General features: G+C 51.1%; 13 protein-coding genes and 1 pseudogene. 9 read left to right on the forward strand and 5 right to left on the reverse strand.

Annotated elements, in window-relative coordinates; translation table 11 throughout:
* Positions 1–310: 310 nt before the first annotated feature.
* From Dvar_RS35570 to Dvar_RS35610, 9 genes are all read left to right on the forward strand, one after another.
* Positions 311–1,474, forward strand: coding sequence for a sensor histidine kinase (locus Dvar_RS35570; RefSeq protein WP_419664207.1), 1,164 nt, complete (start codon positions 311–313; stop codon positions 1,472–1,474).
* 18 nt (positions 1,475–1,492) lie between these two features.
* Positions 1,493–2,842, forward strand: a complete 1,350-nt coding sequence (locus Dvar_RS35575) for a sigma-54-dependent transcriptional regulator (RefSeq protein ID WP_419658012.1) — start codon at positions 1,493–1,495, stop codon at positions 2,840–2,842.
* A 360-nt stretch (positions 2,843–3,202) separates the two neighbouring features.
* Positions 3,203–5,977 (forward strand): monovalent cation/H+ antiporter subunit A, encoded by a 2,775-nt coding sequence (locus Dvar_RS35580; RefSeq protein WP_419658014.1) that lies wholly within the window; start codon positions 3,203–3,205, stop codon positions 5,975–5,977.
* 19 nt (positions 5,978–5,996) lie between these two features.
* Entirely contained in the window at positions 5,997–6,356 is a 360-nt protein-coding gene (locus tag Dvar_RS35585) for a Na+/H+ antiporter subunit C (RefSeq protein WP_419658016.1), read from the forward strand.
* On the forward strand, positions 6,356–7,888 hold the full coding sequence (locus Dvar_RS35590; protein ID WP_419658018.1) for a monovalent cation/H+ antiporter subunit D: 1,533 nt from the start codon (positions 6,356–6,358) through the stop codon (positions 7,886–7,888). The genes Dvar_RS35585 and Dvar_RS35590 overlap by 1 nt, the downstream gene beginning before the upstream one ends.
* Positions 7,869–8,372, forward strand: a complete 504-nt coding sequence (locus Dvar_RS35595; RefSeq protein WP_419658020.1) for a Na+/H+ antiporter subunit E — start codon at positions 7,869–7,871, stop codon at positions 8,370–8,372. The genes Dvar_RS35590 and Dvar_RS35595 overlap by 20 nt, the downstream gene beginning before the upstream one ends.
* Positions 8,366–8,635, forward strand: coding sequence for a K+/H+ antiporter subunit F (locus Dvar_RS35600; RefSeq protein ID WP_419658022.1), 270 nt, complete (start codon positions 8,366–8,368; stop codon positions 8,633–8,635). Before Dvar_RS35595 ends, Dvar_RS35600 begins: the two co-directional genes overlap by 7 nt.
* 12 nt (positions 8,636–8,647) lie before the next feature.
* Positions 8,648–8,998 carry a Na+/H+ antiporter subunit G gene (locus tag Dvar_RS35605; protein ID WP_419658024.1) on the forward strand — a complete coding sequence of 117 codons (351 nt, stop codon included), beginning with the start codon at positions 8,648–8,650 and terminating at the stop codon, positions 8,996–8,998.
* A 152-nt stretch (positions 8,999–9,150) separates the two neighbouring features.
* Positions 9,151–10,272: a hemolysin family protein gene (locus Dvar_RS35610; RefSeq protein ID WP_419658026.1), complete on the forward strand. Its 1,122-nt coding sequence runs from the start codon at positions 9,151–9,153 to the stop codon at positions 10,270–10,272.
* 139 nt (positions 10,273–10,411) lie between these two features.
* On the opposite strand, the gene Dvar_RS35615 is transcribed toward Dvar_RS35610, so the two are convergent.
* The 5 genes and pseudogenes from Dvar_RS35615 to Dvar_RS35635 form a co-directional block, all read right to left on the reverse strand.
* The gene (locus Dvar_RS35615; protein WP_419658027.1) at positions 10,412–10,921 is read right to left on the reverse strand and encodes an HPP family protein; all 510 of its coding nucleotides are present in this window, start codon (positions 10,919–10,921) and stop codon (positions 10,412–10,414) included.
* Between the two features lie 178 nt (positions 10,922–11,099).
* A complete protein-coding gene (locus Dvar_RS35620; RefSeq protein WP_419658029.1) occupies positions 11,100–11,441 on the reverse strand; it encodes a cation:proton antiporter in 342 nt (113 codons plus the stop codon).
* Between the two features lie 365 nt (positions 11,442–11,806).
* Positions 11,807–12,616: a M48 family metallopeptidase gene (locus Dvar_RS35625; RefSeq protein ID WP_419658031.1), complete on the reverse strand. Its 810-nt coding sequence runs from the start codon at positions 12,614–12,616 to the stop codon at positions 11,807–11,809.
* 156 nt (positions 12,617–12,772) lie between these two features.
* Positions 12,773–13,240 (reverse strand): annotated as a pseudogene (gene ccsB / locus Dvar_RS35630) (c-type cytochrome biogenesis protein CcsB); the annotation flags it as partial.
* A gap of 151 nt (positions 13,241–13,391) precedes the next feature.
* The gene (locus tag Dvar_RS35635; RefSeq protein ID WP_419658032.1) at positions 13,392–13,865 is read right to left on the reverse strand and encodes a DUF2294 domain-containing protein; all 474 of its coding nucleotides are present in this window, start codon (positions 13,863–13,865) and stop codon (positions 13,392–13,394) included.
* Between the last annotated feature and the right edge of the window lie 44 nt (positions 13,866–13,909).

Consider the following 13,909-nt stretch of genomic DNA (forward strand, 5'->3'; position numbering starts at 1 on the left):
TTTTTATTTTTTAACTGCAATTTTGGATGGTTAATGACCGCTCAAGTCAGCTGCAAACTGGGCGATAAATAGACTACATACAATCACTTCTTGTTTGGCATGGTAAAGAGGCCCGTGTTTTAGAAAGTAGATTTGCTTCACCAATAAGCTGTCATCATAATCGAGTTGAGATCCAAATTTTGATCGTGGCACTTCCTGCGGGGCGCCTGTGGCAAAATTTTTCCTGCGCCTTGATCTCGACCTAATTTTTCTATTTTCGGATGGTCACTAAATTCTTTGATAAAGATTTAGAAATTTGAGGACAGTGCAAATGGCGGTACACGACGAAAATCTTAATTATGTCAATCAGCACGGGGACAAACGTTCATGCAACCTTTCAACTGATGAAAAAGCCGGACTCATTGAAAAAATCCGAGTACTAAAATGCCTGTATCAGATTTCCGAGCTGGTGGTCGATGGTACCAATGCATTTGAAAAAACCATACTATCCATCATCGAGTTGGTACCGCAGGCCTTCGAATATCCCGAGAAGATTGCTGCGTCTATTTCGATTGGCGAAACGTGTTATCGATCCCCCGGTTTTAAGTTCTCTACGTCCAGCACACAAAAATCTATTGTCGTAAATGGTGAAGTTCGTGGGCAGCTTGAAATTGGCTGTGTTGAGGACGGATCCTTTGCACTAAGCGCAGAGGGCAACTGTACCATTGAAGAAAACAACCTGCTGGAGGCTGTAGCAAAAAAGGTTGCTTACATCATCGACCGAAAAGAGGCATTGGACAAAAAGAAAATCCTGGAGGAACAACTCAGACATGCGGACCGTTTAGCGACCATCGGTCAATTGGCCGCAGGAATCGCCCATGAATTGAACAACCCATTGGGAGATATTCTGGGGTTTGCCCAATTGGCGTCCAATTCTCCTGATTTGAATGATGATGTTTATCGAGACTTGGTCAAAATAGTAAAATCAACGTTGTATGCAAGAGAAATTATAAAGAAAGTATTGTATTTTGGTAGACAGACACATCCAAAGGAAGCACAGTCCGATCTGAATAAACTGGTTGGTGATTGGATCGATTTCTTTGAATCGCAATGTGCAAAAAGGGGAATCCAGATCGTTGTGGAGAGAGATGAAGGACTGCCGATCGTGAAAGGCGACCCTGCACAGCTTAATCAAGTGATTGTCAATGTCGTGATCAATGCCATCCAGGCCATGCCTGACGGCGGTACGCTGACCATCAGGACCATATCACAGGAAGACTGGGCGTCGATCCGCGTCGAGGACACTGGGCAAGGTATCGAAGAAGAGAATAAGGATAAGATTTTTCTTCCCTTCTTTACCACCAAAGACGTCGATGAAGGTACCGGACTGGGACTCTCCGTGGTTTATGGGATTGTCAATGAGCATGGTGGATGCATCGAGGTTGACAGCAAAAGAGGACACGGCTCAACGTTTGAGATCAAGTTTCCCATATAGATAAGACAAAAGGATTAAATGACGACTCAATCTGAACATGGATTTTCGATTTTGGCAGTTGACGACAACCGCAATGCATTGGAAATCATCAAACGAATTTTAGCCCGGTCGGGCTACGAAGTGATCACCTGTGAGGGGGTACCGGAGGCCGTCAACATATTGAATGATCAGCGAGTTGATCTGGTGATTACGGACATGAAAATGCCAAAGTACAGCGGGTTTGAACTCGTCCGCCACGTGAGCGAAAATTTTAACGATACGGCCGTTATCATGGTCACCGGCTATCCGTCCATCGAGGGTGCGGTCGAGGCGATTAAGATCGGTGCGGATGATTTTCTGGCCAAGCCTTATACCGATGATGAATTGCTTTCTGTTGTTCGACGGGCGCTTGACCGGTTGACAGCGCAGCGTGCGGCACAGAGTGTATTGGAATTGGACGTATCCTTTGGCATCGTCGGCAACAGCGACCCCATGAAAAAGGTATCCAAGCTGATTGCCAAGGCGGCTACCATGACAGCCAACGTTCTGATTTCAGGTGAAAGCGGAACGGGCAAGGAACTGGTCGCCCGGGCCATTCACTACCACAGTCCACGTTCATCGGCAGCATTTGTCCCGGTGAACTGCACGGCAATCCCCGAGAGTCTCATTGAGAGTGAGCTTTTCGGCCACGAGAAAGGCGCCTTTACCGGTGCGAATGCGACCCGTTCAGGTTTTTTTGAAGTGGCCGACGGTGGCACCTTGTTTCTGGATGAAATCGGAGACGCCAGCCAAAACCTTCAGGCCAAGCTGCTCCGCGTGCTGCAAAACAAGGAGATCATCAAAGTCGGTTCCAGTCAGATCATCAAAGTCGATGCAAGAATTGTAGCGGCCACGAACAAAGGCCTTCTGGACCTCATCAATAGGAAATTGTTCCGGGAAGATCTGTATTACCGCATCGATGTGATCGACATTCCCATACCGCCATTGCGCGAACGCGGCGAGGACGTGCCTTTGCTCATCCAGCACTTCGCGGCCCAACTCTGTAAGGAGATGGGTCGTGAACCGTTGTCTTTCTCGGATCGCGCAATGAATGCCATGACAGCCTATTCATGGCCGGGAAATGTCAGAGAATTGGAAAACCTGGTTCAAAAACTGATCGTCAGCGTGGACGGAAATAACGTGGATATTGTTGATTTACCCGGGAGAATGCGTTTTTCGATCGAACACCAGGCGGGCCTGAATCGTTCATTGGCGGCTGTCGAACACGAGTACATTCAGAATGTGCTGGCCAGTGTCGGCGGCAACAAAACGCAAGCCGCAAAAATTTTGAAAATAGACAGAAAGACCTTGCGGGAAAAACTGAAAAAAATAGCTTCCAATCAACAATAGCGGTGCGTTTCTCCCCACCGAGGCCGCTTTCCCCTCGGCCACCTTCCCTCTGACATCCTTTCCGTGTCGCCCCCCTGAAAGCACTATGTATTGAAATCTTAGTAAAAAATGACATTGGATCAGAGCCGGTCATGCCGCATGCCAATTGGTATCTCTTTTGCTTTCTGGAAAAACCATGTAATATATAAGCCCCTCCCACCAGGGACGGCGTGAACCCCCGGCACCAGAATCGCGATGACGACACGTGTGCCGGCCACTGGAGCGGATTCACATGGCAATGATGTCCGTATCTTACAAGCCGATGATACATCGTCATTCTAAAATGCACCCCGTCGCCAGGGATGCGAAGATCGGGGACATATGAGTCTTTTTTGGATTCCCACGGTATTGGTCCTGGGTGCGATCGGACCATTGATGGCCGCGCGTTGGGGACGCAGCGCCTGCACGACAATCACCGCGCTTTCTCCGGCAATCGCTATGGCCGCCGTGGCTTTCCGAATCCCGCGCATTTTCGACGGACATGTTTTTCGCTATGATACGGACTGGATCCCCATGCTCGGTTTGAACATCGCTTTCCGCCTGGATGGCCTCTCCTTATTGTTTTCTACCCTGATCCTCGGTATCGGCCTGCTGGTCATCCTGTATGCCCGCTACTACTTGTCTGCTGCGGATCCGGCCGGTCGATTTTATGCCTATTTGTTGCTGTTCATGGCATCCATGGTTGGTATCGTGCTCGCCAACAATCTGCTTTTGCTCTGGTTTTTCTGGGAGCTCACCAGCATCAGTTCATTCTTGCTGATTGGATACTGGCACCATCGCAGTGACGCCCGCAAAGGGGCACGCATGGCCCTGACGATCACGGGTGCCGGTGGACTGGCATTGCTGGGCGGCTTTATCCTCATGGGCCAAATCGTCGGTTCTTTCAACATCGATCAGGTGCTTTCAAGCGGCGAATTGATACGCCATTCCAGCCGATATCACACCATCCTCCTTCTACTTTTATTGGGGGCGTTTACCAAATCGGCACAATTTCCGTTTCATCTTTGGCTTCCGCATGCCATGGCTGCACCGACACCGGTCAGCGCGTATCTGCATTCGGCAACCATGGTAAAAGCAGGCATCTTCCTGCTGGCGCGATTGTACCCCGTCCTTTCCGGGACCACGAGCTGGTTCTTGATCGTCAGCGTTACCGGCATGCTGACGATGCTCTTTGGCGCTTACCATGCACTGTTCAAACACGATCTGAAAGGACTGCTCGCCTATTCCACGATCAGCCACCTGGGTTTGATCACGTTGCTGTTTGGCATGGGAACCGCGCTTGCTGCGGTAGCCGCCGTCTTTCATGTCATTAACCATGCCATTTTCAAGGCATCTTTGTTCATGGCGGCCGGCATCATTGATCATGAAACCGGCTCCCGGGACATGCGCAAACTAAACGGTCTCTGGAACCATATGCCTATCACGGCCACCCTGGCCATGGTGGCCGCCGCGGCGATGGCCGGCGTACCGCTGCTCAACGGATTCTTGTCCAAAGAGATGTTTTTTACGGAAACGTTGTACCAAAGCACGCTGGGGTCCATTTCCTGGATGGTGCCTGTGTTTGCCACCATCGGTGGTGCTTTCTCCGTCGCCTACTCGCTTCGGTTCATCCACGATGTGTTCTTCAACGGCGAGCCGAAGAATTTGCCCAGAACGCCCCATGAACCGCCCCGCTATATGCGCGTACCGGTCGAGATCCTGGTTGCGCTGTGTCTGATTGTAGGCATTTTCCCGGAATATACCGTTGGGGATGTGCTCGCCACCGCCTCAACGGTCGTGTTGGGTGACCGTTTGCCCGAATACCACCTGAGCATTTGGCATGGATTGAATCTTCCGTTGCTGATGAGCGTCTTGGCTCTTCTCGGCGGCGGTCTCCTCTATTATAACCGGCAGCGGCTCTTCAGGCTTCAAACCTATTTTCCGGAGTACAACGAGAGCCAACGGTTCGATGATGCGCTCAACAGGCTGCAGCAGCGCATGCGCCGCAGCCTGGACTGGTTTGACAACGGCGCCATGCAGCGCGCCGTGTTTTGGCTCTTTTTCGTGGCCCTGGTTTTTTCGATGGTGCCGTTGATGGAACTCGACATGACCATCGGTGCAAGACCCCAAATCCCCATCGATTTTGTCATGATCGCTGGTGCCACCTTGCTTTGTGTCAGTTCCGTCGCCACCGTCGTCTGGCATCACCAGCGATTGATTGCGATCCTGCTGCTTTCCGTGGTGGGCATGGTGGTCGCCATTGCCTTTGCGCTGTTTTCTGCACCCGATTTGGCATTGACCCAATTGGCCGTGGAAGTGGTCACGATTGTGCTGCTTTTGCTGGCCCTTCACTTCCTGCCTCAGCGGATCCGCAATTTTTCTTCCCCGAACAGAATCATCAGAGATACATCGCTGGCGGTGTTGATCGGTGGTGTCTTCGGGACCATCACCTTTGCACTCATCACCCGACCGCTCGAATCCATCTCCGGGTATTTCGTGGAAAATGCCAAAGCCCTGGGAGGCGGCACGAACATTGTGAACGTTATCTTGGTCGACTTCCGCGGATTTGACACCTATGGCGAGATCAGTGTGCTGGCCATCGCCGCCCTGGGAATCAGCAAACTGGTTGAAGGCATGCGTCCGGTTCGAACTGAGGTGGATGCCGATGGGTTGCGTTGGGCGAGCGACAGACATCCGATGATGCTGTCCGTCGTTTCCCAGGCGTTATTGCCGCTGGCCATAATGGTATCGGTCTATATTTTCATGCGTGGACATAATTTGCCCGGAGGGGGTTTCATCGCCGGTCTGATCACTTCAGTGGCGATGGTGCAGCAATATATTGCGCAAGGACACGCCTGGTTGAAAGCCCGGTTATCCATCAATTATCAATATCTGATCGGCAGTGGTTTACTGATTGCTGCTGCGACCGGCGTCGGCAGTTTTTTCTGGCGACAACCATTTTTGAAGAGCTGGCACGGTCATTTGCACGTCTCCGTGTTGGGTGAGATCGAGTTGGCCAGTGCGATGGCCTTTGATCTGGGTGTATACCTCACCGTTGTGGGCGCTTGCATGATGATCCTGTCCAGACTCGGGCGTTTAACAACCATCCCCGAGTAACCATGAAAGGATACCCGTTATGGAGTTGATTTTCGCTCTCTGCGTTGGCGTGATGACCAGTTGCGGTGTTTATCTGTGCCTTCGCGGGACCACGTTTACCATTGTCATCGGTCTGACCTTGCTCTCTTATGCCGTCAACTTATTCCTCTTCGCCAGTGGTCGCCTTCATCTCAATGCCGCGCCCATATTGGGGGTATCCCAGCGAATCGCCGATCCGCTGCCGCAGGCACTCGTCCTAACGGCAATCGTTATCGGTTTTGGAATGACGGCGTTTCTCGTCGTACTTGCCATGCGAACCTGTGCCGACTGGGGCAACGACCATGTCGATGGGAAGCCGCAAGCCATAGAGAACATCATTCAACAGGGGAACGGGCGTTGATGAACCATTTGTCGATTCTTCCGGTATTGTTGCCATCGTTGGCAGGCATCGTGATGCTGTTGCCGCCCTTATCCACACGGCTCAAAATGCAACGCTGGGTTGCCTGGGGGGTACTCATCGCGCTAGTGGCCATCGGGGGAATATTGGTTCTTCAGGCACAGCGTGAAACGCTTACCTACGCCTTGGGGGGCTGGCAACCGCCGTTCGGCATCGTGTTTGTCGTTGACCGCCTGGCAGCCTTGCTGATCGCTCTGACCGCAGTGCTTGCCTTTTGCGCCGGGTTGTACAGTGCCGAAAAAGAAGATCGAAAGGGGTCTTTCTACTATCCGCTGTTCCTGTTTCAGGTCATGGGCATCAATGGCGCGTTCCTGACCGGAGACCTTTTCAATCTTTTCGTATTCTTCGAAATACTGTTGATTGCATCGTATGCACTGATCGTGCACGGGGGCGGGCGTGAGAGAACAAAGGCGGGTTTTCATTACGTCACCTTGAATCTAATCGGATCGGCGCTCTTTCTGGTCGGTCTGGGTACCCTTTATGGAACCATCGGCTCGCTTAACATGGCAGACATGTCCTATCGGGTCGGACAACTCCTGCCCGAAGATCAGACTTTGGCCAAAACCGGCGCCTTGCTTTTGCTGCTGGTATTCAGCTTGAAATCGGCCTTGCTGCCGCTGCATTTCTGGTTGCCCAAGACTTATGGTGCGGCCTCAGCCGCGGTGGTTGCGTTGTTTGCCGTCATGACCAAAGTGGGGTTCTATTCGATCTGCCGGGTTTTCGCCGGTATTTTCGGAAACGAGGCCGGTGCATTGGCGAATCTCGCCACGCCCTGGATTTGGCCGCTGGCCATCGCCACCATTGCCATTGGAAGTGTGGGGGTTTATGCCGCAGCCTCCCTGCGGTTGATAACGGCAAACATAGTAATCGTTTCGGTTGGAACGTTGCTGCTTGCCGTTGTGATCGACGGCGGGCAATCCCTGTTCGTCGGTTTTTACTATATGCTGCATTCCACCATTGTCACCGGCGCGTTGTTCCTGATCGCCGATCTGATCGGAAAGCAGCGGGGAGTCGCCATGGATGAGATGGTCAGGGCACGTCCGGTAAACCAGGCAACGCTCTTATCAGGGGTGTTTTTCGCCTTTGCCATTGCTGCCATCGGCTTGCCGCCCCTGTCCGGTTTTGTCGGCAAAGCCTTACTCTTGCAGTCAACGAGCCGCTTTGCAGAGCAGGTGTGGGTGTGGCCGGCCCTCTTGATCAGCAGCCTGATGGTGCTGGTCGCGTTTTCGAGGGCGGGCAGTACTTTTTTTTGGCACGTTTCCCCCAAAGACGCGTCGGGCGGCCAGAACGTGCGGTTGAACCAAATGGTTGCTATATCCATTTTGCTGTCGGCAACCGTATTGATGACCGTTTTCGCTGATTCAATTTTGGCCTACGGCCAGGGTGCCGCCAGAGATATTCGCCAGCGGCCGACAATCATACAACCGCAGACCCAGAGCGACAGGAGTCAAATCCATGAGACCCATGAATCTTAGGCGCTATTTTCCCGATCCATTTAATTTCGCATTGTTGTTGGTCGTCTGGTTGTTGTTGACCCACCGATTTACGGTCGGCAATCTTTTGCTTGCTGCAATTCTGGCCTGGCTCATCCCATTGGGTGTCAGCAGAATTCGAACGACCACGACGCCCGTCAGAAAACCAATCCGACTGTTTGCTTTTTTAGGGGTGCTGGTGGGTGATATTGTTGTCTCCAATATTGTCGTTGCCAAACAGGTGCTGGGGGTGCCGGAGCGCTTGCAGCCCGGATTTGTCGCCATACCGCTGGACCTGAAAGAGGCCCTGCCAATTACGATACTGGCAAGCACGATTTCGCTGACACCGGGCACCGTGAGCATCGAAATCACCAAAGATCGAAAAACACTCTATGTGCACGCGCTGCATGTGGAGAGCGAAACCGAGTTGGTTGATCGTATCAAATATCGGTATGAGAAACCGCTGAAGGAGATTTTCGGATGTTAAACGCGATTATTTTGGCCGTCAGTGCGATCATTGGCGTCTCGCTGCTGTTGAATCTGTGGCGTTTCATGATAGGGCCCCATACGCTGGACCGCGTGATCGCCCTTGATACCATGTACATTAACGCCATCGCCCTGATCGTCATTCTGGGTATTTTTATGGAATCCCCGCTTTACTATGAAGGGGCACTGATCATCGCCATGCTGGGATTCGTTAGTACAACCGCGGTGTGTAAATTCATCCTGCGGGGTGATATTGTCGAATAGGAGGGGCATACCATGCCAATGGCAGAATTGATCACCGGATTTTTCCTCATCGTGGGCGGCGTGTTCCTGTTGGTCGGGTCCATCGGATTGTTTCGACTGCCTGATTTTTACATGCGCCTGCATGGCCCCACCAAGGCATCGACCCTCGGAATCGGGGCCATCCTGATGGCATCGATCGTCTTCTTCTCATTCAAGGAGGGCGGCATCAGCATCAAAGAGTTTTTGATCATTTTGTTTATTTTTTTATCGGCCCCGATCACCGCCAACATGCTGGCGAAGGCCGCCCTGCATGTCAGAAGAAAGCCCCGCGGCGATACGTTGAACCATGACCGGCTGGAGGCGATTCGGGAGCGCAAGCATTGATCACCGGCAGTTGGTATTGAAATCATCTCCGCCGAAATGATAACGCCACCAAAACCAATACAATGAAGATCGATCGACATTTTGCCATTGAGTTGCTCAGTCCTGCACTTGCGGGTGAGGCATAGAGTCTGGCGCAACCAAACTGTGAATCTATGAGTTCTGATATTTTGCAATTGATCGCATATGTGTTTCTGGCATTGGGCTTCTCATTTCTCTGTTCTGTTGCAGAAGCGGTTCTCTTGAGTGTCACACCTTCATACATCGAAGGACTGAAAGAGAAACGACCAAAACGCGCGGCAATTTTGAAACGGTTGAAGCAGGAAAAAGTGGATCAAGCGTTAGCAGCCATTTTGACGTTGAATACGATTGCCCATACGGTTGGGGCCATCGGCGCCGGGGCCAAAGCCACCGTGGTTTTTGGGACCTATTGGTTTGGTCTTTTTTCGGCGTTCATGACATTCATGATCCTTTTTATTTCCGAAATCATTCCCAAAACGGTCGGAGCTGTCTACTGGGCAAAGCTCACTGGCCCAACAGCGTTTTTTGTGCAACTGCTGATGGTATTGCTTTTTCCTGTGGTGTGGATTTCGGAAAAAATAACGAAGATGATTGCACGCAGAAAAAATGTGTACGTCTTTAGCCGTGAAGAGTTCGCCGCCATGGCAAGGATCGGCGAACACACCGGTCATATCAAAAAGCGTGAGTCACGGATAATTCGAAATCTATTCCGTTTCGAGTCCATAAGAATTACAGATATTATGACGCCACGAACGGTAATCTCGGCATTTTCTGAAAACATGTCGCTCATTGATGCATTGACGAACGTAACGACAACGCCTTTCTCCCGTTTGCCGATATACAGGAACGGTATAGACGACATAACCGGCTTCGTTCTCAAAGACGATGTCCTGGCATTGAATGCGCTGGGGCAGGGAAATAAAGAGCTCCACTCTTTGAGGCGTGACATTCTTGCAGTCCCGAACTTGATATCGTTATCAACGTTGTTCGAACAATTTCTCACGGATCATCAGCACATTGCCGTCGTTGTCGACGAGCATGGGGGAACGCAAGGACTGATAACACTCGAAGATCTGATCGAAACACTGATGGGAATGGAAATCGTGGATGAGACAGACAATGTCGAAGATATGCGAGCGCTGGCGCGGAAGAAATGGGTTGAACGTGTCAAGGCACTGGGTATCAGTAGTGAAATAGCTGAACAGAGCAAGGCATACAAAGGGGCTTCACCGGATGCAGCCAAGCCACGCCGGTGAGCACGGATTTTCCTCCAGATTAAAGTTGACGTAAACCTATCTTCAGTTTCTAAAAAATCCGCATAATTTCTCAAGGTAGTTATTCAACTTCCTTGATTTTTCAAGCCTACTTGATTCCAGCAGTGGATAGTACAGGGTACTACAGAAGGCGCATCTGTGCAGACAGCAGATCATTGTGGCGTACGACACCCACTAGTTTTTTGGAATTGTCTTTATCTACAACAAAGCGGTATTTGTCATTCGGGTGATCTTTGAGTGAGGCCATGGCTCTTTCAAGAGTGTCCTCAGGAGTGAGCGTCAAGTATCTTTGGGTGGTCATGTCATCGGCTACAACCAGATTTCTTAGGATAGGGTCATAGAGCGCATCCGCAATATCGGCGTATTTGATCACACCGACCAGTTCGTTTTGATCATTGACCACCGGCAAACTATCGTAACGAGAGTGACCGAGCGTTTTCAACACTTCATTAAATAAAGCCTTATTCGATAGTACTTCCACGTTTTGTCGCATTATATGGCCAATTCGTATGCTTGAAGGGTTCTTTTCGGCAGAGATGGCTGAAATGCCGAGGGTGTTTTTGACATGGATGATGATCTGATGCACGCCCTCGCTATACCCCACCGGACTTCGTTGGGATAGTAGATTCAATACCGGTACCTCTCCGGCATTAATCAGGGATATGCGTGTGAGTAAGGGCCCCCACTACCTCAAAGACCACCACAGATGCCAAAATGATCGTCTGCAAGGCATCACCAGGACCAGGCCATTCCATTGCCAGAGTGTTGGCCAAACCGATGGCAAGGCCGGCTTGAGCTAACATTGCCGGTCATAGCCAAGTCTGTATGGTTTGGGATGACCTGGCCACTCTGGCACCAAGCCGACAGCCGGAATATTTACCGATGGCCCGCATGGCCACGTATACCATTCCAATGGCACCAATTTGGCCAAGGGTTTCGAGGTGGAGTTCCGCTCCAGCCATGATGAAGAAAAGCACGTAGAATGGATAATCAATATCTGAAAGTTCATTGAGGATCCGCTTCTTGGTCGACGTAGCATTGACAGCAACGACACCGGCGAACAAGACTGCAAGCATGGCAAAGACATCGAGGAGCAATGCCATCCCGGTAGTAATGGCCACAGACGCAAGCACCAATATCTGCCGCTCCACCTGCCGGGTGAGGCGCTAATCCATCATGGCAATTACCACGCCCATGAACGCTCCCAGACCGAATGGCGCAAAAACCTGCACTATTACCATCATGAACGAAACATCAAAGATAAGACGCTGTTCTTAACTATTCGGAATGCTCTATGTTAACATTATATTTGCGTTACATCAAAGCACTATACTTAGCGATGTGCCGTGGTGTTTAAGATCGCCGCATAACGATATGCCTGCATATTGGGCGAGAGAGAATACTACCGCATGTTTGCTGATTATATTACACACAGGTATGACGATGCTTATCAAATTTAAAAATCAATCCATTGATTGCCTCGTTCGGCTATATATTACAAATTCAAACGGATACGTTATTTAATGAAGTCTTTCAGCCAATACCAATAGCGTTTCCAAACAGACGGTTTGGCCGCTGTATGAGGGCCATAATGATTATTGCTTAGGCGTTTTGCCCTAGCTTCCGGGGCCGGATGGCTGGAGAGGAAGGAGTGCTCGTTGCCAAGGGTGGCCAGTTTGGTCAGGGCCGAGATCGCCGGCTGCCGGTCATGGCCCAGCTTCCTCAGGTATATAATGCCGTAATCGTCCGCTTCCCGTTCCTCTTGTCGGGAAAATTGGGCGTTGAGTACTTTTTCGGCCAAAGCGCCCAGGCTGGAACGGGCAATTTCGCCGGCCTCGTTGCGCTGTGAGGCGATCGCCTTGCGAACCGCGCTGCTTGCATAGGCCAGCCGGATCTTGTTTTGGATGTGCCTTTGCACCACATGGCCCATTTCATGGCCGACGACGAAGAGCAGCTCACGGTCGTCCAGCATATCCATCAGCCCGCTGTATATCCGAATGGTACCATCGGCCATGGCAAAGGCGTTTACCGTAGGGGACAGGTACGCGTTAATGTTGAACTCATGGCCATCATATTCAACGTTGGTGCCGATGATGCGCTGTAGCCTTTGTGAATAGGGATTGTCAGCCGGCGCCACGGCGTGTTTCCGGTCCGATTGTTTGGCGACCTCATCGCCCAGGCGTCTGACATCCTCATTCGACAGAGTGACCGCCCGCACGGCGTCCGCGCTGGCCTGAACCATCATCCCGACATCCGCGTCTTCACAGGCCGTGAGGAGGATGAAGAGGAACAGGCAGGACCATCTGAATATGATCTTCCACTTCATGAGGTGCGTACCTTCAGTTATTTGGACCGCCCACTGCGGTTTTTCTTGCCCTTTCAAGAAGCGCACCTCGCCGACGATGAAAGCAAAGCGCCTTGCGGCTAAGGTATGCTGCGCCTTGTATGCAACCAAAAGCCTGGCTGCACAAACCGACCAAACTTACATGCTTCCATAGCTGTGCAGGCCAGGCAGCAGATTGACACCTAAATAGGTGAACAGCACGGCGCCAAACCCGACAATCGAAAGGATCGCGGCCTTTCGTCCCTGCCATCCGCGCATTAAACGGGCATGAAGGAACGTGGCATAAATGAACCAGGTGATCAGTGACCAGGTCTCTTTGGGATCCCATCCCCAGTAGCGGCCCCAGGCGGAATTGGCCCAAACCGCGCCGGTGATAATCCCCAGTGTTAGGAATAAGAAGCCCAGCATCACCATCTTGTGTGTCAGATCATCCAGCGAGCGGCGATCAGGAATTTTTGTCCAGATCGATCCCCTACCGTCCCGCGTCTCCTTCCTTGCGAGAAGCATCAGGCTGAGACAGAATGCAATTGCAAATCCCGCATAACCGATAAAGCAGGTAACAACATGCGCAATCAGCCAGTTGCTTTTAAGCGCCGGTAAAAGGGGAAGATCCAGGCGATGATATAAAGAAGGGCGGCCGTACCATAGACAAAAGTTGTGACCGAAAGTAAAAGAGAACTGTTCATAACCATGATTCTCTGCTTTTGATTGTAATAACACCGTTGTCTTGCACCGTAATCCAGGATGTCTTTCCACCTCACGGAAATCTTTCCCCAATCGCTATACAACGGAAAAATCCGGGTGCTTCTCCAGGGCCGGAAAACGAGCGGTACTCAAAGACCCGGCCGTCTTCCAGGGCAAGCAGGGATAAAACCGACGAATCCATAGTGAAAAGAATCACCCGTTCTCCGGTGACCGTACTGATATCCGTATGGAGGCTCTTTACTTTGATGCCCAGTATGTTCTCCACCGCTGCCTCAAGCAATGGTCTGCCCTGTTCCAAGAGTGTGATCCGAATGCGCTTGACCAGCTCTCGTCCGTCCTTGCTTTCGCGCACATCGGCCAGCTTCAACTCGGCTTGGGTGAGAACATTTTTTAGCCTCACCAACACCATGCCATCAATGATATAAGCCTTGGTTTCCAGGGGGCCTCTGCCCATAAACTCCTTTTCAAATTTAATGACGGTCTCGCAAATTTCTGCCTCTAACTGCCCTTTGGTTTTCTTTTTCATTTGAAGTCTTTTGGTTAATTTTATAATCAGTCTACAAAATTCGG

The sequence above is a fragment of the Desulfosarcina variabilis str. Montpellier genome, from assembly GCF_048565275.1.
Lineage (GTDB): Bacteria > Desulfobacterota > Desulfobacteria > Desulfobacterales > Desulfosarcinaceae > Desulfosarcina > Desulfosarcina variabilis.